19 protein-coding genes are annotated in these 21,386 nt (G+C 44.1%); 13 read left to right on the forward strand and 6 right to left on the reverse strand.

The window, feature by feature from the left end; genetic code table 11:
• The coding region (locus tag IH598_00475; protein ID MBE0636976.1) for an RHS repeat-associated core domain-containing protein at nucleotides 1-688 on the forward strand (688 nt) is incomplete at its 5' end.
• Nucleotides 689-705: 17 nt separating this feature from the next.
• The gene (locus tag IH598_00480; GenBank protein ID MBE0636977.1) at nucleotides 706-1,167 is read left to right on the forward strand and encodes a hypothetical protein; all 462 of its coding nucleotides are present in this window, start codon (nucleotides 706-708) and stop codon (nucleotides 1,165-1,167) included.
• Nucleotides 1,168-1,226: 59 nt separating this feature from the next.
• Here IH598_00480 and rfbB read toward each other — a convergent pair whose 3' ends face one another.
• From rfbB to IH598_00510, 6 genes are all read right to left on the reverse strand, one after another.
• Nucleotides 1,227-2,291, reverse strand: coding sequence for a dTDP-glucose 4,6-dehydratase (rfbB, locus tag IH598_00485; protein ID MBE0636978.1), 1,065 nt, complete (start codon nucleotides 2,289-2,291; stop codon nucleotides 1,227-1,229).
• A gap of 11 nt (nucleotides 2,292-2,302) precedes the next feature.
• Nucleotides 2,303-3,340 (reverse strand): UDP-glucose 4-epimerase GalE, encoded by a 1,038-nt coding sequence (gene galE / locus IH598_00490; GenBank protein ID MBE0636979.1) that lies wholly within the window; start codon nucleotides 3,338-3,340, stop codon nucleotides 2,303-2,305.
• A gap of 116 nt (nucleotides 3,341-3,456) precedes the next feature.
• The gene (locus IH598_00495) at nucleotides 3,457-4,746 is read right to left on the reverse strand and encodes a nucleotide sugar dehydrogenase (GenBank protein ID MBE0636980.1); all 1,290 of its coding nucleotides are present in this window, start codon (nucleotides 4,744-4,746) and stop codon (nucleotides 3,457-3,459) included.
• 129 nt (nucleotides 4,747-4,875) lie between these two features.
• Complete coding sequence (locus IH598_00500) at nucleotides 4,876-5,451, reverse strand: N-acetyltransferase (GenBank protein MBE0636981.1); 576 nt, start codon at nucleotides 5,449-5,451, stop codon at nucleotides 4,876-4,878.
• Between the two features lie 3 nt (nucleotides 5,452-5,454).
• The gene (locus IH598_00505) at nucleotides 5,455-6,585 is read right to left on the reverse strand and encodes a DegT/DnrJ/EryC1/StrS family aminotransferase (protein ID MBE0636982.1); all 1,131 of its coding nucleotides are present in this window, start codon (nucleotides 6,583-6,585) and stop codon (nucleotides 5,455-5,457) included.
• A 343-nt stretch (nucleotides 6,586-6,928) separates the two neighbouring features.
• A complete protein-coding gene (locus IH598_00510; GenBank protein ID MBE0636983.1) occupies nucleotides 6,929-7,444 on the reverse strand; it encodes a ferritin in 516 nt (171 codons plus the stop codon).
• Nucleotides 7,445-7,624: 180 nt separating this feature from the next.
• On the opposite strand from IH598_00510, the gene IH598_00515 reads away from it, so the two are divergent.
• The 11 genes from IH598_00515 to IH598_00565 form a co-directional block, all read left to right on the forward strand.
• Entirely contained in the window at nucleotides 7,625-9,049 is a 1,425-nt protein-coding gene (locus tag IH598_00515; protein ID MBE0636984.1) for a sodium:solute symporter family protein, read from the forward strand.
• A 2-nt stretch (nucleotides 9,050-9,051) separates the two neighbouring features.
• Nucleotides 9,052-9,498, forward strand: a complete 447-nt coding sequence (locus IH598_00520) for a nucleoside deaminase (protein ID MBE0636985.1) — start codon at nucleotides 9,052-9,054, stop codon at nucleotides 9,496-9,498.
• 88 nt (nucleotides 9,499-9,586) lie between these two features.
• A complete protein-coding gene (locus tag IH598_00525; protein MBE0636986.1) occupies nucleotides 9,587-10,543 on the forward strand; it encodes a TIGR01212 family radical SAM protein in 957 nt (318 codons plus the stop codon).
• 102 nt (nucleotides 10,544-10,645) lie between these two features.
• Nucleotides 10,646-13,714: a T9SS type A sorting domain-containing protein gene (locus IH598_00530; GenBank protein ID MBE0636987.1), complete on the forward strand. Its 3,069-nt coding sequence runs from the start codon at nucleotides 10,646-10,648 to the stop codon at nucleotides 13,712-13,714.
• A 68-nt stretch (nucleotides 13,715-13,782) separates the two neighbouring features.
• Entirely contained in the window at nucleotides 13,783-14,124 is a 342-nt protein-coding gene (locus IH598_00535; GenBank protein MBE0636988.1) for an MGMT family protein, read from the forward strand.
• Between the two features lie 413 nt (nucleotides 14,125-14,537).
• On the forward strand, nucleotides 14,538-15,185 hold the full coding sequence (locus tag IH598_00540) for a peroxiredoxin (protein ID MBE0636989.1): 648 nt from the start codon (nucleotides 14,538-14,540) through the stop codon (nucleotides 15,183-15,185).
• A gap of 118 nt (nucleotides 15,186-15,303) precedes the next feature.
• Nucleotides 15,304-16,359, forward strand: coding sequence for an Mrp/NBP35 family ATP-binding protein (locus IH598_00545; GenBank protein MBE0636990.1), 1,056 nt, complete (start codon nucleotides 15,304-15,306; stop codon nucleotides 16,357-16,359).
• A 26-nt stretch (nucleotides 16,360-16,385) separates the two neighbouring features.
• Nucleotides 16,386-16,640, forward strand: coding sequence for a NifU family protein (locus IH598_00550; protein MBE0636991.1), 255 nt, complete (start codon nucleotides 16,386-16,388; stop codon nucleotides 16,638-16,640).
• A gap of 225 nt (nucleotides 16,641-16,865) precedes the next feature.
• Nucleotides 16,866-18,293: an OmpA family protein gene (locus IH598_00555; protein ID MBE0636992.1), complete on the forward strand. Its 1,428-nt coding sequence runs from the start codon at nucleotides 16,866-16,868 to the stop codon at nucleotides 18,291-18,293.
• Nucleotides 18,294-18,441: 148 nt separating this feature from the next.
• A complete protein-coding gene (locus IH598_00560) occupies nucleotides 18,442-20,904 on the forward strand; it encodes an AMP-binding protein (protein MBE0636993.1) in 2,463 nt (820 codons plus the stop codon).
• Between the two features lie 118 nt (nucleotides 20,905-21,022).
• Nucleotides 21,023-21,386 (forward strand): hypothetical protein (locus tag IH598_00565; protein MBE0636994.1); only part of this gene is annotated, 364 nt, incomplete at its 3' end.

The raw sequence follows: 21,386 nt of genomic DNA on the forward strand, positions 1-21,386 counted from the left end.
ACTGGATTGGTACGATTACGGGGCGAGGTTTTATGATGCCACGCTGGGGAGGTGGCATGTGGTGGATCCGCTGGCGGAGAAACATTTTGAGACTAACACATATCATTACTGTTTTAATAATCCCATTAACTTCATTGATCCTTTAGGCTTAGACACTTTGAATGTTTGTCTACCTCAAGATAGAACTCAACAAGGCAGAATGACACTGATTGTTAATGGGCAAGATGTCCCTTTAGAAGGGGGCGATCAAGTATTGGGACGAGGAACAACAAACAGTGGGAAAAATCCAACCAGAGATCCGTGTGAAACTTATGGCGATACACCAAGTGGTGAAGCTACTGTGTCAATTGTTTTGGATAGAGATCAGGATGGAACCTTTGTAAATACTGATGGTTCACCGGTATTAGTTCCTGAAGGTGAGCCTAATTCCCAACTAATTGCACAAGGAAGATATTTTATTTTATTAAATCCAGACAAGGGTGATATAGAAACATCCAATAGGACAGAATTGGGTGTCCATGGTGGTGGCACAGTATTAGGAGAAAATGCTTTACAGACACAGCAAAGGCTTGTTGGAACAAGAGGTTGTTTAAGGGTCACCAATAGGACCGCTGCGCAAATCGGCGCACAAGCTGTAAATGCAAATGATAATCATAGAGTGTTCAGGGTAATCATTGAAGAAGAATAACTAAAAAAAACAGGATTATGAAAAGAGTTGCGCTAATAACATTTATTCTATTATGCTTTGTTAATTGCAATGCTCAATCAAAGAAGAATAATTTATCAGATAAGATAGACCTTACATATCATGACTTCCTTAATCTGAAATTGCAGATACTTGCTGCTCAGATTTCAAGTGGAAGTTATACGATAGTTGATATGGGGAAATTTCTATTTCCTGTATCCATTTCACTTAACCGCCAAAACATAATTGTATTTAAAATAGAAGGTGATTTGGACTTGAGCTTGCCAATTGATAAGCAGAAGGAGATTATGCAAGAGGGTTTTCAATTTGTGAAAGTCAGTATAATGGAACTTTTAAGATTAGATTTTCCGCTATTGGATTTTGATTCTTTTAATAACATTATTGGTTTTTGGAATTATGTAGAAGCATATGATCCTTGTGCTAGATGGGAAAGAGATGAATTTTCTTGGATCAGAAATTAACTCCAGAAATAGTCAGAACCCCAATAAATTATGAAACTATAATATTTTTATTGTTTTCATTACCTGTTCAGGTACTGCTCCTCATAATATTTCAGGTAATCCCCTGAGGTGACATTTTCGAGCCAGTCGGTGTTTTGGAGGTACCAGTCCACAGTTCTTTCGAGACCTTCTTCAAAGTTCACTGATGGTTTCCAGCCGAGTTCCTTCTGAAGTTTTGAGGAGTCGATGGCGTAACGCATGTCGTGTCCTGCGCGGTCTTTCACATAAGTGATCAGCTTCTCGGACTCTCCGTGTGCGCGGCCGAGTTTTTTGTCCATGATCCTGCATAAGGCTCTGATGAGTTCGATGTTCTTCCACTCATTGTTTCCGCCAATGTTATAGGTTTCGCCGATTTTTCCACGGTGATAGATCACATCAATGGCGGCTGCATGGTCTTCGACATAAAGCCAGTCGCGGACATTCAACCCTTTACCATAAACAGGGAGCTTTTTATTGTTTTTGATGTTATGGATAAACAGTGGGATCAGCTTTTCGGGAAACTGGTAACCACCGTAATTATTGGAACAATTGGATATTTTTACCGGCAGACCGAAGGTGTGAAAATAGGCCCTGACCAGGTGATCGGAGCTTGCTTTGGAGGCAGAATATGGACTGCGGGGATCGTACGGCGTTTTTTCGGTAAACAGGCCGGTGTCACCCAGCGAGCCGTAAACCTCGTCGGTGGAAACGTGATAAAAAAGCTTTCCCCCGAAATTGCCCTGCCAGTAAAACCTCGCTGCATTCAGCAAATTGGCTGTTCCCACAATATTTGTCAAGATAAACTCTGTCGGACTGGCAATGGAGCGGTCAACATGCGACTCGGCGGCCAGGTGGATCACACCGTCGAACTTGAACACATTGAACAACTTCTGCATCTCTTCATCTTCCACAATGTCTGCTTTGACAAACTTGTAATTGGGTTTATCCTCAACATCCCTGAGGTTTTCGAGGTTGCCGGCATAGGTTAGTTTATCCACGTTGATGATCCGGTAATTCGGGTACTTATTCACCAGTAACCGGATGAGGTGCGAACCTATGAATCCTGCACCGCCAGTGACCATAATCGTTTTGATGTAAGCTTCCATAATGTATTGATTTATCTGTTATTGTTTTTCCTTTTTGCCTGCAGTGCCAACTCCCATTTCCAGGCCGAGTCAGTCATCTTGTCAATCCCTTTTTCGGCTTTCCAGCCCAGTTCCTTGTTGGCAAATGTTGTGTCGGCCCACACCTGGGTCACATCGCCGGGACGACGATCAACAATTTTGTAGTTGAGTTTTACTCCTGCCACTTTCTCAAAGCTGTTGATTACTTCCAACACCGAGTAGCCTTTGCCTGTTCCGAGGTTGAAAACTTCAAATTGTTTTTTCGCCTTGCCGTGTATCATCCGCTCAACGGCGACGACATGGGCTTTGGCCAGGTCCACCACGTGAATGTAATCGCGGATGGGTGTGCCGTCGGGCGTTGGATAATCGTCGCCATAAACTTTGAGTTGACTGCGGATACCAATGGCTGTCTGGGTGATAAACGGTAAAAGGTTATTCGGAATTCCGAGCGGCAGTTCACCGATCAATGCAGATTCGTGGGCGCCAATGGGGTTGAAATACCTCAAGGCAATGGCTTTTATTGCCGATGATTTGGTGGTGTCCGAAATGATCTCTTCCGAAATTTGCTTGGTATTGCCATAAGGCGACATGGCCAACTGAACGGGTGCATTTTCGTCAACGGGCAGTTTTTCAGGCTGTCCATAAACGGTGCAGGAGGAGGAAAATACCAGGTTTTCGATCCCATTATCCATCATCCCCTGCAGGATGTTGATCAGCGAAAAAAGGTTGTTGTGATAGTACATCAGCGGCTTTTCTACCGACTCACCCACCGCCTTACTGGCCGCAAAGTGAATGACGGCTGAAATATCCTTGTTCCGTTGAAAAAAAGCTAACGTTTTTTCCCGATCCGCCAGGTCTAATTGTTCAAAAGCAGGCCTGGCGCCTGTAATGGCTGAAATATGATCCAACACTTCGATCACGGAGTTGGATAGGTTATCAACGACCATCACCCCGAAGCCTTTTGCCTGCAACTCCACCACAGTGTGCGATCCGATGTAACCTGTTCCGCCTGTAACCAGTATCTTATTCATTTAAAATCTGTTCGGGTTAAATGCTGTAAAAATTTTCATCAAAGATAACCTTTTCATCCAAAAAAAACCGGAGCGGTCAATTTCGAGGCTTTTAACCTGGTATATCTTCTCAGATCCTACAAACTCCAATAGGTCATCTCTTTGATCCTGTTCCTGTATAGTCCTTTGACATCAACCAACACTGCGTTTTCCGTGGTGATTGATTTAAAATACTTTTCGTCCAATACTTTGTAAGGTTCATGATTCACTGCAACAATCACAGCGTCATACTTATCATTTACACCTGAGGACAACTCAAATCCATATTCATGTTTTACCTCAGCAGGGTCGGCATGTGCATCCACAATATCAACATGAACACCATAGGACTGCAGCTCTGAGATGATGTCGGGCACACGGGAGTTGCGGATGTCGCTCACATCTTCCTTAAAAGTAATCCCCATCACCAGCACTTTGGCGCCTGAGATGTTTTTGTTGGCTTTAATCATCTTTTTCACCGTTTGTTTGGCCACATAAAAACCCATCGAATCATTCAGGAAGCGACCTGAGTTGATGATCTGCGGGTGGTATTTGAATTTTTTTGCTTTGTAGGCCAAATAATAAGGATCAACGCCGATGCAGTGCCCTCCAACCAGTCCGGGATAGAAGTGGAGGAAATTCCATTTGGTTCCGGCTGCCTCCAGCACATCGTAGGTGTTGATTCCCATCCGGTTGAAGATGATCGAAAGTTCGTTCATCAGTGCAATGTTCACGTCGCGCTGTGTGTTTTCGATGATCTTGGCAGCCTCGGCAACCTTGATCGAGGGTGCTCTGTGAACACCTGCATCAACGACCAGTTCGTAGGTTTTGGCTATCATTTCGAGCGACTCCGCATCACAGCCCGAAACTACTTTTACGATCGTAGCCAGTGTGTGGACTTTATCACCCGGGTTGATCCTCTCCGGCGAAAAACCTACCTTGAAATCCTCGATGTACTTCAGACCGGAGAGTTCTTCGAGCAGCGGGATGCAATCCTCCTCGGTAGCACCCGGATAAACTGTGGACTCATACACCACGTAATCTCCCTTTTTCAGGATTTTCCCCACTGTACGTGTTGCAGCAATCAGCGGTGTCAGATCGGGCATATTGCTGTCGTCAATCGGGGTGGGAACGGCCACGATATGAAAAGAAGCTCTCTTCAGATCTTCGGGGTTGGCAGTATAATGGATGTCGCAGCCTTTAAATGTTTCGGACGGGAGTTCATTGCTTGGGTCGATCCCGTTTTTCATCATTTCTATCCGCTCAGGCTTGATGTCGAAACCTACAACATGTATTTTTTTGGCAAAAGCAAGTGCAATCGGCAATCCCACATAACCCAGTCCGATGAGGGAGAGGCTGGTTTCTTTATTCAGCAGTTTTTCGTAAATACTCATTGTTTAAAAGTTAATCGTTTTTGGTTCATCGTTAATTGTTATTCGGTGAGAGAAATTGATTTTATGCGTTCTGGTTTATTAAATCCTTGATTTGGAATGTGACCTGAACTCGTTGAAGGTAGATCAAATTTTCCTGACTCTTCCATTTTTCAGTTCATATCTCTCTTTGCTTTCAGGACAAACGGCTGTTCCGTTTTCGTCAAACTCAAGGCGATGTCCAAACTCGCTCATCCAACCGATTTGCCTGGCAGGATTTCCAACAACCAGTGCGTAAGGAAGGACCTCTTTGGTAACCACCGCACCGGCGCCAATAAAGGCAAACTCCCCTATATCATGGCCACAGACAATAGTTGCGTTGGCGCCTATTGATGCGCCCCGCCTAACCAGCGTTTTTTCATACTGCCCCCTGCGTATTACAGCACTTCGCGGGTTGGTAATGTTGGTAAAAACCATCGATGGCCCAAGGAAAACATCATCCTCGCAGGTTACCCCGGTATAAATTGAAACGTTGTTCTGAATCTTCACATTTTTCCCCAGGATCACTTCCGGCGAAATGACTACATTCTGTCCGATGTTGCAATTTTCACCGATCACACAATCTCTCATCACGTGCGAAAAGTGCCAGATTTTTGTTCCTCTCCCTATTTGACAGCCCTCGTCAACGACAGCCGTTTCGTGGGCGAAATATTCTTTCTCCATTGATTATTTATTTGCAAATTCAAGCACTGCCGAGGTGATGTACGCTAATTGCGTTTCATCCAGTTCGGTGTGCATGGGTAACGAAATAACTGTTCTGCACAGGTGCTCTGTCACCGGGAAGTCGCCCTCTTTGTAGCGCGGGTCCTGGTAGGCTTTCTGAATGTGCATCGGTACGGGGTAGTAGATCATGGCCGGGATGTTTTTTGAAGCAAGGAATTGCTGCATCTCATCGCGGTTCAGGTTGCTGGTAACCAGCGTATATTGATGAAAAACATGTGTGGTGTTGACAGCCCTGAAAGGTGTTTTCAACTTTGGATGACCGGCAAAGGCATGATCGTAAAAGTCGGCAGCTGCGCGCCGTGCCATGATATATTCGTCGAGATATTTCAATTTAACCTTTAATACGGCGGCCTGAATGCTGTCCAGTCTTGAATTGACACCAATATGATCATGATAATAACGAACAGTCATCCCGTGATTGACCACACTGCGCATTTGTTTGGCCAGGTCATCATTGTTGGTGAAAATAGCGCCGCCATCGCCAAAACAACCCAGGTTTTTGGAAGGGAAAAACGACATCCCGGAAACATCACTCATTGTGCCCGCTTTTTTTACGGTTCCGTCGCTGAAAATGAAATCGGAACCAATGGCCTGGCACGTGTCCTCAATCACATAGAGTTTAAACTCGGCGGCAATCTTCAGAATTTCCTCCATGTCGGCACACTGACCGAAAAGATGCACCGGAACGATGGCTTTTGTCTTGGGGGTAATGGCTTTGCGGATGGCTGCAGGGTCAATGTTGAAGGTGTCGGGGTCAACATCCACAAGGACAGGTGTGAGTTTTAAAAGGGCAATGACCTCTGCTGTGGCAATAAATGTGAACGACGTGGTGATCACCTCGTCCCCGGGTTTCAGATCAAGCCCCATCATGGCTACCTGCAACGCATCGGTTCCATTGGCACAGGGAATCACATGTTTCACGTCAAGGTATTTCTCCAGATCGGCCTGAAAATCTCTCACTGCAGGGCCATTAATGAATGAAGTAGTGTTGATCACTTCCTGGATTGCAGCATCAATCTCATGTTTAATTTTATCATACTGACCTTTAAGGTCAACCATCCGTATCTCTTTCATAAAATTGTAATGTAAGTAAATTTTGAATTGTGCTGCAAACCTACACAAAATCCTGAGATTGGATAGCAGGGAGCCATAAATCCGATCCAAATTGAAGCCTCACAAACCCAGCACTGAACAAAACCGCAAGTGCAAAAGAAAAAGAGGCTGTCTCAAAAGTCTTTCATTTGGATTTTCAACGTTTTTAACCCTTGATCCCTAAAGGGAAAACGTTGAAAATCAGGCTCCCTTTTCCCATAGGGATCCCTACGGGAAGGGACGGGGCACTCCTGATTTTCAACGGTTCGGGTTAAATCCAGACTTTTGAGACAGCCTCATCTATGCTTTTCGATACGCTTCGGTCTTACACTGCTTCACCGGCGGCTTCAGCAGCAGCAAGGCCTGCAAGATACATGTCGATATGGAAATTGCCCACTTTCGACTCGCCGACAAGTTTGATCTTATCTACTACATCCTGCACAAGGCTTTCCTCCTCGATCTGCTCGGTGACAAACCACTGAAGGAAGTTGTTGGTGGTGTGGTCTTTTTCTTCAAGACAAATGTCCACCAGATCATTAATTTTCCTGGTTACAAACTGCTCATGCTTCAGCACATGATCAAACAATTCTTCTACTGATTTGTACTCGGCTGCCGGTTGCTCAACTGCCTGAAGAACGGCATGACCACCTCTTGTATTGAGAAAATGAACGAACTTTAACTGGTGCATACGCTCCTCATCGCTGTGCGTATAAAGGAATTTTGCTGCACCAGGCAGGCCTTTTACTTCGCACCACGAAGCCATTGCCATGTAAATTCTTGATGACTGTTCTTCAACTTTTATCTGATCATTGATCGCTTGCTCTAATCTTTTTGAAATCATAATATTAATTTTAAATGTTTTGTGAATTTTACAGATAAACAATTCATTCTGCCAAATGTTTGGCTTTTGTTTGAATTTGTCAAGGTTTGGATTTGAAACGAAAAACGTTTCCTGATAGTTTTCGCGAATAGAATTTTATCCAGACTTTCATGTATTTTTACCAACCTAAAAAGCAAATGTATGACCTGGCTGATATTCTGGATTTCGATTTACATGATTGTAATTATCTACTTCACGCTCAGGCATGTAAAGTCCGAAGATGCTGAGGGTTATTTGGTCAACAATCGTAAAACCAAACTCCTGCCACTTGTTTTCACAACACTGGCCACCTTTGTCGGTGGCGGTACTTCCATGGGACTGATGGCCATGGGGTACGAATCGGGCTTTGCAGCAGTTGGAATTGGTGTGGCTTATGTGATCGGATTTTTCATCCTTTCAAAATATGCCGGGAAAATCAATCGCCTTGGGTTCGCCAGATCAATCTATTCCCTGCCCGGGTTTCTGAATCTCAGCTATACCGATAAGTCCAACCGTAGCCATTCGCGTTATTTCTCATCTGTTGTCAGTGGTGTCAACATCTTCATTTTCTTTTTCCTGCTTGCTGCCCAGTTTGTCGGAATGGCCTCCCTGCTCGAGTATTCGTTTGAAATCGGCTACCTGCCTGCAGCTATTATTTCCTGCCTGATCGTGATATTTTACACCGCTTTTGCCGGGCTGGGCGGGGTTATTATTACGGATATGATCCAGTTTATCATTATCATTTTTATGATCATTGCAATTTTCATTCCCGGCATTTACAAGGACACCGAAGGATTGCAGCGACTTTCGGAACTGCCTGAAACAATGCTATGGGGAACTCACTATGGTTGGTTGTTCCTGATCGGACTTCCCCTTTTTCTTGCGCCGTCGGTTATGGTGAGGATGGACATCTGGCAGCGGATGTTAGCCGCCCAAAGTTCGCAAACAGCCAGGAGAACAAGTATCATTTCAGGCTTGGGAATGTTGCCTTTTTACATCATTTTTCCCCTGGTTGGGATGTCGGTCAGGTTAATGATGGGTGGTGATATCCTGTCAAAAGATGTGGCCTATCTTTTTCTTGACCGGCATACTACATCTTTTATTCTGGGATTTGCTATTGTAGGACTTCTTTCGGCGCTGATGTCATCGGGCGACAGCTTTCTCAATCTGATTTCTATTTCGGCAGTAAAAGATTTTGTTGGCTGGAGGCAAAAAGAAAAAGTTGATTCATTAAATCAAACGCAGGCCAAGGTGAGAATTACAGCCGTTGTTTTTGGCGTTGTGGCTTTGTTTATGGCGCTTTCGTTTCCCAAAATTGTTGACCTGATGGTGGTGGGGCTTGGAACCATTGTCATTTTTGTGCCGGTTACATTTCTGGCATTGATCCGCAAAGAGGTGCATCATTTTAAACATGCTGCACTGGCGAGTATTTCGGCAGGCTTTATTGTAAACCTGTTTTTCTTTATTCTGGGATTGTTAAGACCGGAAATCTTTGAACCAAAATCATCCTTCATACCTGCTTTTCTTGTTGCTTTGGTTGTGTTGCTGATTGCGGTTCGTTTTTGTAAAATGTCAAAAATAAACTGATGATGATGGATTTTTTCTCTGATGAATATTTTATGAGAGAGGCGCTCAAAGAGGCACGCGAGGCTTTTGAAAAGGATGAGGTTCCCGTGGGGGCGGTCATCGCCTGCAACAACCGGATTATTGCCCGGGCACACAACCTCACCGAGCAACTCACCGATGTAACAGCACATGCCGAGATGCAGGCTTTCACTGCCGCCTCCAACTTCCTCGGCAGTAAATACCTCGATGGCTGTACGTTGTATGTCACCCTCGAACCCTGCGCGATGTGCGCCGGAGCTGCTTACTGGACGCAGATTTCAAGGATTGTCTTTGGCGCCTTCGACCCAAAAAGAGGTTTTACTTTACTGGATCAAAACCTACTTCACCCAAAAACTGAGCTTTTGAAAGGTATATTGCAAAACGAAAGCAGTGAACTTTTACAGGAATTTTTCATGAAAAAGAGGGAATAGTAATCCTTACATTTGGGTCGTATTTAAACCATTCGGATTTTGAGTTGCGGTGCAGTAATTCTCTTTCATATCACAAACTTGATAGATCATGGAATACATTTGGGGGCATCAACGCCGGTTTAATGGTTATTCAGAATACTTCAAGCGTCAGTTTGGGGGCCGGGTACAAAAGGTCTCCGTGGATGCCGGATTTACATGTCCCAACCGCGACGGTTCTATTGGTACCGGAGGATGTACCTATTGCAACAATGATGCTTTCAATCCATCTTATTGTTCTCCAAAAAAATCCATCAGGCAACAGATTGAAGAAGGAATTGAGTTTCACAGCCGCCGCTATCGCAGAGCAGAAAAATTCCTGGTTTATTTCCAGGCTTATTCCAACACCTACGATTCTCTTGAACGGTTGAAAACCATTTATGATCAGGCTTTGGAAGTTGATAGGGTAGCCGGTCTGGTTATCGGAACCCGTCCTGATTGCATCGATGATGAAAAACTGGACTATTTCCAACATTTGGCCAAAACCAATTACATCATCATCGAATACGGACTTGAATCCTGTTACGACCGCTCGCTGGCATTCATTAACCGTGGGCATACTTTCGCTGATTCGGTGAAAGCATTGGAAAAAACAGCTGCCTTTGGACTGAAAGCCGGGGTGCATCTTATTTTTGGGCTACCTGGTGAAACCGACCAGGAAATCGTTGCCCAAGCCCCCATTTTATCAAAACTTCCTATCACAACCCTCAAAATTCACCAGTTACAAGTTGTAAAAAACACGGTTATGGCTGATCAATACAAGCAAACCCCTGAAAAATTCAGGTTTTATGCGCTCAATGAATACATTGACCTTGTGATTGATTTTGTCGAGCGTCTCGATCCTTCTATTGTCATCGAACGGTTCGCCGGTGAAGTTCCACCACGTTTTCTTGAGGGACCCAACTGGGGGCCTATGCGTTATGATGTTGTTTTACAGAGAATTGAAAAACGGTTTGAGGAACGTAATACCTGGCAGGGAAAACTTTGGCCAATTGAAAAGGACACCTGATTTTTTACAAAAAATTCTCAGAAAATCTTTTGGTTGTTGCATTTCAATTAAAAAGTTTAAATTTGCGGTGAAATTAATTTTACTAACTAAAAAGTTTAAATCATGAAAAAGTATGTACTTTCATTGCTGGCAATGTTTTTCTTCGGATTCGTTGCTATTGGTCAAATTACGATTTACGAAGACAATTTTGACTCTTACACTTCGGGTGAACAACTGGTTCTGGAAAACCCGGTCAACTGGACAACCTGGAGCAATACACCCGGAAGTGCCGAAGACCCTGTGATTTCAAGCGACTATTCATCAACAAGTCCTAACTCAGTAAAAATCACGGGTACGAACGACGCTGTTTTGTTGCTTGAAGACAAAACCGCCGGGAAATACAACATCGTGTTCAAGATGTATATTCCTGCCGGAAACCTCGGTTACTTCAATGTGCTGCAAGATTTTGCCGGCGCCAGCAGCCAGTGGGGTTTGCAGGTGTATTTTGACGCAGGTGGTTTAGGTCTTCTCGACGGTAATGGCGCTGGTGCAGCCACTTTCACCTTTGGATACGACCAGTGGATCGACCTCAAAGTTTTTGTGAACCTTGATGACGACTGGTGTATGTTTTATGTTAACAACGCCCTTATTCACGAGTACCAGTGGAGTTTAGGTACATTCGGAACAGGAACTCTAAACAAACTGGATGGTGTTAACTTCTATGCCTGGAACGTTGGCGGGAACCCATTGTACTATGTTGATAATGTACTTTATGAAATGGTTACAGACAACCTGCTTGTTGAAGATTTTGAATCGTACACAGCAGGCCAAAAACTTGTACAACAAGCTGTTGCCCAGGGAAAAGATTACTGGACAACCTGGAGCAATGCACCTGGTGGTGCTGAAGACCCAATGGTTTCTTCAGCTCAATCACTCAGTGGTGTCAATTCGGTAGTTATTGACGGTACTAACGATGCTGTTTTGCTTTTAGGTGATAAAGTTTCAGGAGCTTATGCCGTTGAATTTAACATTTTCGTTCCAAACGGTTTGCTTGGTTATTTCAACATCCTCCAGCTTTTCAACGGAGCCTCCAGCGAATGGGGTATGCAAGCCTACTTCGACCAGGGTGGATTAGGCCTTGTTGATGCAGGTGGTGCAGGCGCCGGAGTTTTTAACTACAGTTATGATACATGGATCCCAGTAAAATGCGATATTGACCTGAACGCTGACTTTGCAGAGTTATTCATTGATGGCACTTCAGTTGTTACCTGGGTTTGGAGTACCGGAAGCTTTGGCACTGGTAACCTCAAGCAACTTGGCGCTGTTAACTTTTACGCATGGAACGTAGGAGGCACACCAGGCGCCTTCTTTGATGACATCACCTTTACACAAACAGCTCCTCCCGGAGGCGATCCGGTGATTAATGTTACACCTGCCTCATTAACAGAAAGCCTTGAAGTCGGACAAACCAGCACACAGTCCATCACCATTTCAAACACCGGTGTTGTTGATCTTGATTATAGCATCCTCGTTTCTTATGTAACTGCGCTTGATGCTACCTCAGGTGGCCACGCAGGAAGAAACACCGCTGAAGAGGCTGCAGCTATGGCAGCCTCAACACTTACTGCTGATGATCTTTCAGTAGTTACCGGCCTTAACAGCCCATCTGCTCCAGCCAATTCAGATGATGAAGTGCTTCTGCATTATGATGGTGAAAATTCATCTGCTGTTGGTCTTACCAATGGTGGTACTTATGAAGTAGCTGCCATGTTCCCTGCTGCAATGGTTGGCGAGTATATCGGAATGGAAATTACTGAAGTTCAGGTTTACATTAACGACCCTGCAAACGGGTACAAGATTAAAATTTACGGACAAGACCTTCCCAACAGGCCAGGAGCACTGCTTTATGAGCAACTGTTCTCAGGCGTTGCCGGAGCATGGAATACCGTAACTTTATGGACTCCACTGGTTAACACAGGCGGTGACCTTTGGGTTGCTTATGAAATTGTTCAGAACCTTGCAGGCGTTTTCCCTGCCGGAACTGATGCAGGTCCTGCAAATGCCAATGGCGACTGGATTAAAACCGGCGCTACCTGGGCCAGGTTATCTGTATTGAATCCTGCACTCAACTACAACTGGAACATCCGCGCAAAACTCGTTGGCGAACCTATCCAGGCATGGCTAAGTGTTGATCCGGGCATGGGAACACTTGAACCAAACATGTCGCAAGATGTAACTGTTACCTTCAACGCTGCCGGTCTGACTGCCGGAACTTACATGGCTTCTATCAACATTTCGAGCAACGACCCGGCCACTCCGATGGTTACTGTACCTGTTACTCTCGAAGTTGGCGGAACAGGCCCATCTCTGACTGTTGTTGCTGAACTCGATTTTGAAAGTATTCCGGATTGGTCATTTACTTTTGATCCCTGGCTTGCACTTGATGTTGACCAGTTGCCAACCTATGGCTTCACAAACACAACATTCCCGGGTGCATACGAACCAATGGCTTACATCGCCTTTAATCCAGCAACCACTGATCCTCCAATGACCGGCGATGCTCAAATCCAGCCACATGGCGGAGTTCGTTTTGGTGCTTGTATGGCTTCAACTTCCGCCCCGTGGAACAACGACTGGATGATTTCTCCCCAGGTTGAATTGGGGACTGATTCAAAACTTACACTGTGGGTAAAATCCTACACAGCTCAGTATGGACTTGAAAGATACAAAATTGGAGTATCAACTACTGGTACTAATCCTGCTGATTTCACCATCATTTCTACATTACCGTATTTGGAAGCTCCGGCAACAGGTTGGGAAGAAAAGATGTTCGACCTGTCAGCTTACGACAACGAAACTGTTTATGTTGGTATCCAGTGCATTTCACAAGATGCATTTGTATTCATGATTGATGATATCAAGATTGAAACCATGACTAATGTTGGCATCGTTGATCAATCAACTAACGCATTCAACATTTATCCAAACCCTGCCAGCGATGTAGTAACAATCAACGGACAGGTAGCACTGAAACAGGTAAAGGTCATGAACTACACCGGACAGGTTGTTTATCAGTCCGCTATCAACGGAATGGAAACAACTTTCAGCACTCGCGATCTGTCTGCAGGGATGTATATCCTCCAGGTTGAAACCGCCGAAGGCTGGTCAAGCCAGAAGTTGATGATCAAATAAATTTTGCTTTAAATAGCAACAAACAAAAAGTCCCGGGAGTTTTCCGGGACTTTTTAATTTTCAAGGACATGGCTGAAGAGATTTCATTTTTTGAGAAAGTTTACGAAGTGGTAAAACTGATTCCTTATGGAAAGGTTACATCCTATGGCGCTATTGCCGAATACCTCGGCACAAGGGGCTCGGCACGGATGGTGGGCTGGGCCATGAATGCCTCGCACAATAACCTTGAAAACATTCCCGCCCACAGGGTTGTCAATAGAAAAGGACTACTTACCGGAAAAAATCATTTTGGCACCCCGGACCTGATGCGGCAATTACTGGAAAGCGAGGGAATTGGTGTAGTAGATGACCAGATCGTTGATATTGAAAAAGTTTTCTGGAATCCGGCTGAACATGATAAAGAGGAGTAGGCAGTGAGGCAGTGAGGCAGTAGGCAGTAAGGCAGTGAGGCAGTAGGCAGTAAGGTAGTAGGCAAAAAAAATTCACTGCTGTCCGACAAATTTCTAATTTCGTCCCCCGACGGATCGGGGCAGGCTCTACAGGACTTGCACCTTATTCAAACATATTCTCTACCAATATTTTGTCCCTAACCGGACTGCCCCAGCTGGGCAAAATAGAGGTAGAATTGAAGATTACCCCCAAATCTAATAAAGTCCCGTAGAGACAAAATATTTTCAACGTATCTGGAGAAAACGCAAAATTTTTGTCGGACAACAGTGTTTTTATACAAAAAAATCAACTTTGCCGCTAAACAATTCCCAAAGGTTGCTGTTCGTTAGGATAGTAACTTTTTAACTAAAATTTAACAAATACAATTTTTAAAATGGAAAATTTTGAAGTGACTCAAATGCCAAGAATTGGCGACATGGCGCCTGATTTTGAGGCGATGACAACAATTGGAAAATTGAAATTCTCGGAGTACAACAAAGGAAGCTGGGTGATCTTCTTCTCCCATCCTGCCGACTTCACGCCGGTTTGCACCACCGAAATGTCTGAATTTGCAGTTCAGGAAGAAGATTTTGCAAAATACAACACCAAACTCATGGGATTGAGCATCGACAGTATTCACTCGCACATAGCATGGGTGAACAACGTGAAGAAAAACATGGGCATCCTCATGAAATTCCCCATCGTGGCCGACATTGATATGAAAGTATCGAAATTGTATGGCATGTTGCAACCGGGCGAAAGTGAAACTGCTGCAGTCCGCGCTGTATTCTTTATGGATCCGAATGGAAAAATCAGACTGATCATGTACTACCCGCTCAATGTTGGCCGAAACATGGATGAAATCTGGCGTGCACTCAAAGCACTTCAGGCTTCCGACGAGCATAAAGTAGCTATGCCACTCAACTGGAAACCAGGCGACAAAGTGATCGTTCCTCCGCCAAAAACCGTTAAAGAAATGGAAGAGCGCGAAAAGAGCGGCTACGAAATGGTTGATTTTTACCTGGCAAAAAAGAACATTTAATTTTCCGTAAATATTTAATGAAAAGGGGGCTGCCAAGTCCCCTTTTCATTTTATTACATTCTGATACCCAATAGTGGAAATTACTAATTTTGCAGCGAATTTTCAGCAGATAAACCCAATGAACTTAACAAAAGAGAAAGTACTCGATGCATTGAAGGAAGTAATCTACTTCCCGAAAGGCGACAATATTATCTCCCTCGATATGGTTGGCGAAATCAATATCGACGCAAACAGGCTCAGTTTCTCATTATTCTTTGATGATCCAAAAGCCAAAAATGCCGAGATTGTCGAGAAAGGATGTCGTGAGGCCATTCTAAAACACCTGGGATCTGATGTTCAGATCACAGGGATCACCCGAAAATTGAAAGTTGAAAACCCGCTGGAAAAAATTAAATATATTATCGCAATTGCATCCGGCAAGGGAGGAGTTGGAAAATCAACCGTCGCAGTAAACCTCGCCATCGCTTTATCGAAGCAGGGCAACAGGGTCGGTATCCTGGATGCGGATATTTACGGGCCTTCATTGCCATTAATGTTTCACCTGGTGGATGAAAAACCATTTGCCGAAAAGCGCAACGGGCGCGATGTGATCATCCCGATTGACAAATATGGATTAAAAGTGATGTCCATCGGATTTTTTGTTGATCCCGGACAAGCGTTGCTCTGGCGTGGTCCGATGGCTTCCAATGCGCTCAACCAGTTGCTTCGCGACACCGACTGGGGTGAATTGGATTACCTCGTGATTGACCTACCCCCGGGAACAGGAGATATACACCTGACACTGGTACAGGAAGTACCAGTTACTGGTGTTGCAATTGTAAGCACTCCGCAGGAAGTTGCCCTTTCCGATGCCCGCAAAGCCTTCAGCATGTTTAATTCTAATAAAATTAAGGTGCCTGTGCTCGGATTGATCGAAAACATGTCGTGGTTCACACCCGCTGAATTACCCCAAAACAAGTATTATATTTTCGGAAAAGAGGGCGGAAAGCGACTTGCCAATGAATCGGGTGTATCGCTTTTAGGACAGATCCCCCTCGTTCAAAGCATTTGTGAGTCTGGAGACTCAGGAAAACCAATTGCCATTGAAGGCAACAATAACCCGGTTTCGCAAGCTTTTGCTGACCTTGCGGAAAATATTGCCGGAAGAATCCTGAATATGAAAAGAACAAAATAATTCAAAAACTATCAATAATAAAAATTATGAGCATTATCAAAGAAGAATTGACCAAAAAAGTACAGAATGTAATTGACCAGATCAGGCCTTACCTCCAGAATGACGGTGGCGATATTGAATTTATTGAACTAACTGATGAAAACATTGTTAATGTGCGTCTGTTGGGAGCTTGCGGTTCGTGTCCTTACAGCACCATGACGCTGAAAAGCGGCGTTGAAAATGCCATGAAGCGGGCAATCCCTGAAATAAAATCCGTTGAAGCTGTCAATCTTGACCTATAAAATTTTTATCAAAATGAAGCAGAATTATACTGGACAGGCGTAAAAATCAATCTGACTTAACTGGAAAAAATTACTGAAATGGGTCAGTGACCAGTTTAAGCCTAAAAAATGTTAATATTATTGATCAAAATGTACTGAGACTGGTTTGTTTGAGAAATTCTGAATAAGTTTGTACAAAAAAGTAAAAAGCGGTTCAATATCTATTAATCTTAAAAACTATTAAGTATGAAAAAAATCTACATTTTTGCGTTTTTAGTTCTTTTAACATTGGGTGCTACTGCACAAAACACGGAAAGACCCTGGTTGTTCGGAATCAGCACCAACTATGCTGATTTTGAAGCTGTAGAGATGTCATTCGGTGATCAGTTTACCGATGCCAACTGGATGGGAAAAACCCTTCCTTCACAGTTCAAGATTGGTCGCCTGCTGAACAAATCCTTCAACATTGCAGCAGAATTTTCTACCATCACCCTCGAGCCTGATAAGCTCAATGCAATGCCTGCCATTGAATCGACAGTAACAACTGACAAGTTCTGGCGTATCGGCGGGCAGTTTGAGTACAAATTTGCCAATGGCTACCTTTTAAAGGAAGAAGCGCGCTTCGACCCTTATATTTTCTTGGGCGCCAATGGATCCAACATCAATGAGAAAACCTATTTTACCCAATCTACCGGACTTGGATTCAATGTGTGGCTGAATGACTGGTTAGGGGTAAATGCAGAGGGATCATACGATTACATTTTCGATTGGAATGATTATTTCCATTATTCATTTGGCGTTGTATTCAGGGTTGGGAAAAAGGCTGACATGGATGGCGACGGTATCAGTGATAAAGAGGATAAATGCCCGGAAGTTCCAGGTCTGAAAGAATTGGAAGGTTGCCCGGATGCTGATGGAGATGGTATCACTGATCAACTAGACAGGTGCCCGCAAAATGCCGGAACAGCTGATTTGAAGGGCTGCCCGGATAAAGATGGCGACGGTATAGCGGATATTGATGACGATTGTCCGGATGTTGCCGGCCTTGCTGCACTCAAGGGTTGCCCGGACAAAGACGGTGATGGCATTGCTGATCATCTTGACGAATGCCCGGATGTTGCCGGTCTTTCCCAGTACAAAGGTTGCCCGGATAAAGATGGCGACGGCATCCCGGATCACCTTGACGAGTGCCCTGATGTTCGTGGCCTTAGTCAATTCAAAGGCTGCCCCGACACCGATGGCGACGGCATAACGGATCTTCTTGACCAGTGTCCGAATGAACGGGGACCCGCAAGCAATAAAGGATGTCCAATCCCACAGGAAGTTGTAGAGGCTATTAGTTTCAATGCACAAAATGTTTTCTTTGAAACTTCAAGTGCCAAAATCAAACAAGACTCTCACAAGAACCTTGATGAAATCGTTACCATAATGAATACCTATCCGGAAACACGTTTTAAAGTACATGGATTTACTGATAATACCGGTCGCGCAGAAATGAATCTGCAGCTTTCGAAAGACCGGGCACAATCTGTAGCTGAATATTTCAAAGGTAAAGGAATTGATGCCAGCAGATTAGATGTTCAGGGTTTTGGTATTGAAAATCCTATCGCCACTAACGATACCCGCGAAGGAAGAGCAAAGAACAGGAGGGTTGAGATTAAATTAATCGATTAATCTGATATCTTTTAAACTGAATTGCCCCCGGTCCCTTGCTGATCAAGGTAGTCCGGGGGCTTTTCAATTCATGAGTGGTCATAAAACCGATGAAAGGAAAAAAACCCTGTTTAGAACCTTTTATTAATTTTGCCGTTTATTACTGAATATGAAAATTTTACAATCGAGAACCAGCCTGGCTTTGTCTTACAAAGACCAAAATTTCACCTACAACGACCTGGTTGATAAAGTAGCCAGTTACAATGAACTTCTAAAGCCATTTATTCCAAAAAAAGTAATGATCTATTCAGAAAACCGACCTGAGTGGATTTTTGCTTTTTACGGCGCATTGTCGCAGCAGGCAATCGTAGTACCTGCAGATGTTATGTCCACAGCACCGGAACTCAATTATATGATTGCCGATTGCCGGCCTGATGTGGTTTTTTGTTCGGCAGCAAAAAAAGATGTATTGAAAACGGCATTGCAATCCATTACCGGTCCTCCACACATATTTATATTTGAAGATCTTACCAATCTTGAGAAACCATTAATAAACCCTGAGCTTGAAATTACCGATTTTCAGAAAACAGCGCTGATCATCTATACTTCAGGAACTACCGGAAGTCAGAAAGGTGTGATGCTCTCTTACGAAAACCTGATCTTCAACATCAGGGCGGTCTCGGAGGATATCCCTATCTACAAAGACACCGAGACGACCATGATACTTTTACCGTTGCATCATATTTTCCCTTTACTGGGATCTATGATGGCGCCTTTGATGGTTGGCGGGAAAACTGCCATGTCGCCGACTTTGACAACGGATGATATTTTAAAAACCCTTCAGGAGCATAAAGTAACGATCATCATTGGCGTTCCGCGTCTTTACGCATTAATCCGCAAGGGAGTCATGGACAAGGTAAGGGCAAGCAAAGCCGGACGGGTCATGTTTTCGCTGGCCGGAAAGCTCAATTCCCGTAGTTTTTCCAAAAAAGTGTTTAAAGCTGTTCATCAGAAATTTGGCGGACACGTGAAATATATGGTTTGTGGCGGAGCACCACTCGATCCCGAAGTAGCAATGGATTATAAGACTTTAGGATTCGAAATGCTGGAGGGATACGGGATGACTGAGGCGGCGCCGATGATCTCGTTTACCAGGCCGGGAAAATGGAAAATAGGCGCTGCCGGACAAATTATGCCCCGCATGAAGGTGGAAATCCGCGACGGAGAAATCACGGCCTTTGGAAAAAATATCATGCAGGGTTATTACAATAAACCCGAAGATACCGCTGCAATACTAAAAGATGGCTGGCTCTATACCGGCGATCTGGGCGAAGTTGACAGCCAAGGTTTTATAAAAATTACCGGAAGAAAAAAGGAAATCATTGTTACATCGAGTGGAAAAAATATCAATCCTGCCGAATTAGAGCAGGCCATCGAAGAAAAAATCAATGGAGTAGCCGAAATCGGCGTGCTCTTGCATAATGATAAACTACATGCGCTCATCGTCGCCGACCATGTAAAATTACAGGCAGCAGGCGTTACTGATCTGAAACAATATTTCAGGGATGAACTGATCAACCATTTTAATAAAGACGTTGCCCCTTACAAGAAAATAATTTCCTTCACGATCGTCACCAGTGAGTTGCCACGCACAAGACTTGGGAAGCTCCAGCGCTTTAAACTTCACCAGTTGCTTGAAGCCGTTTCAAAAGGTACAGAGCGAAAGTCAACGCCAGAGTTTGAAGAATACACGATTATAAAAACTTACCTCGAAGAACAAAAAGCTGTTGAAGTGTTCCCGGACGATCATCTCGAATTTGACCTCGGTTTGGATTCACTGGACAAAGTTGGTTTGCAAACCTGGCTTGAAAAGTCATTTGGGGTTGATCTGAAAGTGGAAAACCTGATGAGCTTCCCTTCAGTGATGAAGCTTGCTGAGCATATCCGTGAAAAAAAATCGAAGTTTCAACTCGAAACGATTAACTGGTCGGATATTTTAAAGGAAAAAGTGCACATCCGTTTCCCGGGAAGTTGGTACTTCAGTCAATTAATGATTAAGTTCTCCAAGTATGTTTACAAGGTCTATTTCAGGCTCTCCTGTAACGGCCTGCAAAATATCCCGAAGGAACCATGCATTATTGCGCCCAACCATCAAAGTTTTTTCGACGGGTTTATCATAGCTTCCCTGCTTAAGCGCAAAACCTTTAGCAAAACATACTTTTACGCAAAAGAAAAGCACATCCGGCCGCGCTGGTTAAAGTTCCTGGCACATCACAACAACATTATTATTGTTGACCTGAACAATGACTTGCGCCTGTCCATTCAGAAAATGGCCATGGCGCTGCAAAACAACCGCAACATCATTATTTTCCCGGAAGGGACAAGAACAAAAGATGGCACAATCGGGCAATTCAAAGACACTTTCGCCATCCTGAGCCGTGAGCTGGGAGTGCCGGTGATTCCTGTTGCTATTGATGGCGCCTGGCACGCATTCCCATCCGGCAGTATCTTCCCAAGGCCTTTCCGGCAAATAACAGTTAGCTTTCTTGAACCGATTCACCCCGGAAACGAATCTTACCAGGCATTAAGCCAGGTGGTACGTTCTAAAATCCAGGACAGGCTGGCATCCTGATTTCTTTTTAGCAAAATCATCCCATTTACTTCTGAGTAAATAAATTTTTATGTGTGGTATTCAAGGTTTTTCCCTTGAAATTGATTTACTTTGTAATGAAATTTAAAAACACCTCATTATGAAAAGGATAGTTCTGTTCTTTTTGTTACTGAACATCACGGCAAGCCCGTTTGCAAACCCTTTTGTTGCTGCCGATACCGTTCGTATAAACGGGAAACTGGCGCTTTGGCTGGGCAGCGGAATGTATTGGGAAGATGGTTTCAATTACGGGTGGCTGCTCGGTTACAAAATTAAACCCATGTTCGAAAATTATGTAATCCCATCAGCTTTTGGCGGAGCAGCCGGATATAACCAGGCGAGGCAGATCTTCGATCAGCATTTTGTGGTGGATGAAAAATATATTGAGATGGCACAGGGGATGATCGTCGGAATGGAAATGGCCGGTATCGACCTTTACTCCTCAGTGCTAAATGATACACTGA

Source organism: Bacteroidales bacterium (assembly GCA_014860585.1).
In the GTDB taxonomy this organism is placed as follows: Bacteria; Bacteroidota; Bacteroidia; order Bacteroidales; family 4484-276; genus RZYY01.

Coding starts and splice junctions, on each gene's coding strand:
- IH598_00535 (MBE0636988.1), top strand. CDS start 13,783: ATGGCTGAAGAGATTTCATTTTTTGAGAAAGTTTACGAAGTGGTAAAA.
- IH598_00525 (MBE0636986.1), top strand. CDS start 9,587: ATGGAATACATTTGGGGGCATCAACGCCGGTTTAATGGTTATTCAGAA.
- IH598_00545 (MBE0636990.1), top strand. CDS start 15,304: ATGAACTTAACAAAAGAGAAAGTACTCGATGCATTGAAGGAAGTAATC.
- IH598_00505 (MBE0636982.1), bottom strand. CDS start 6,585: ATGAAAGAGATACGGATGGTTGACCTTAAAGGTCAGTATGATAAAATT.
- galE (MBE0636979.1), bottom strand. CDS start 3,340: ATGAATAAGATACTGGTTACAGGCGGAACAGGTTACATCGGATCGCAC.
- IH598_00530 (MBE0636987.1), top strand. CDS start 10,646: ATGAAAAAGTATGTACTTTCATTGCTGGCAATGTTTTTCTTCGGATTC.
- IH598_00520 (MBE0636985.1), top strand. CDS start 9,052: ATGATGGATTTTTTCTCTGATGAATATTTTATGAGAGAGGCGCTCAAA.
- IH598_00560 (MBE0636993.1), top strand. CDS start 18,442: ATGAAAATTTTACAATCGAGAACCAGCCTGGCTTTGTCTTACAAAGAC.
- IH598_00500 (MBE0636981.1), bottom strand. CDS start 5,451: ATGGAGAAAGAATATTTCGCCCACGAAACGGCTGTCGTTGACGAGGGC.
- IH598_00550 (MBE0636991.1), top strand. CDS start 16,386: ATGAGCATTATCAAAGAAGAATTGACCAAAAAAGTACAGAATGTAATT.
- IH598_00540 (MBE0636989.1), top strand. CDS start 14,538: ATGGAAAATTTTGAAGTGACTCAAATGCCAAGAATTGGCGACATGGCG.
- IH598_00515 (MBE0636984.1), top strand. CDS start 7,625: ATGACCTGGCTGATATTCTGGATTTCGATTTACATGATTGTAATTATC.
- IH598_00480 (MBE0636977.1), top strand. CDS start 706: ATGAAAAGAGTTGCGCTAATAACATTTATTCTATTATGCTTTGTTAAT.
- IH598_00510 (MBE0636983.1), bottom strand. CDS start 7,444: ATGATTTCAAAAAGATTAGAGCAAGCGATCAATGATCAGATAAAAGTT.
- rfbB (MBE0636978.1), bottom strand. CDS start 2,291: ATGGAAGCTTACATCAAAACGATTATGGTCACTGGCGGTGCAGGATTC.
- IH598_00555 (MBE0636992.1), top strand. CDS start 16,866: ATGAAAAAAATCTACATTTTTGCGTTTTTAGTTCTTTTAACATTGGGT.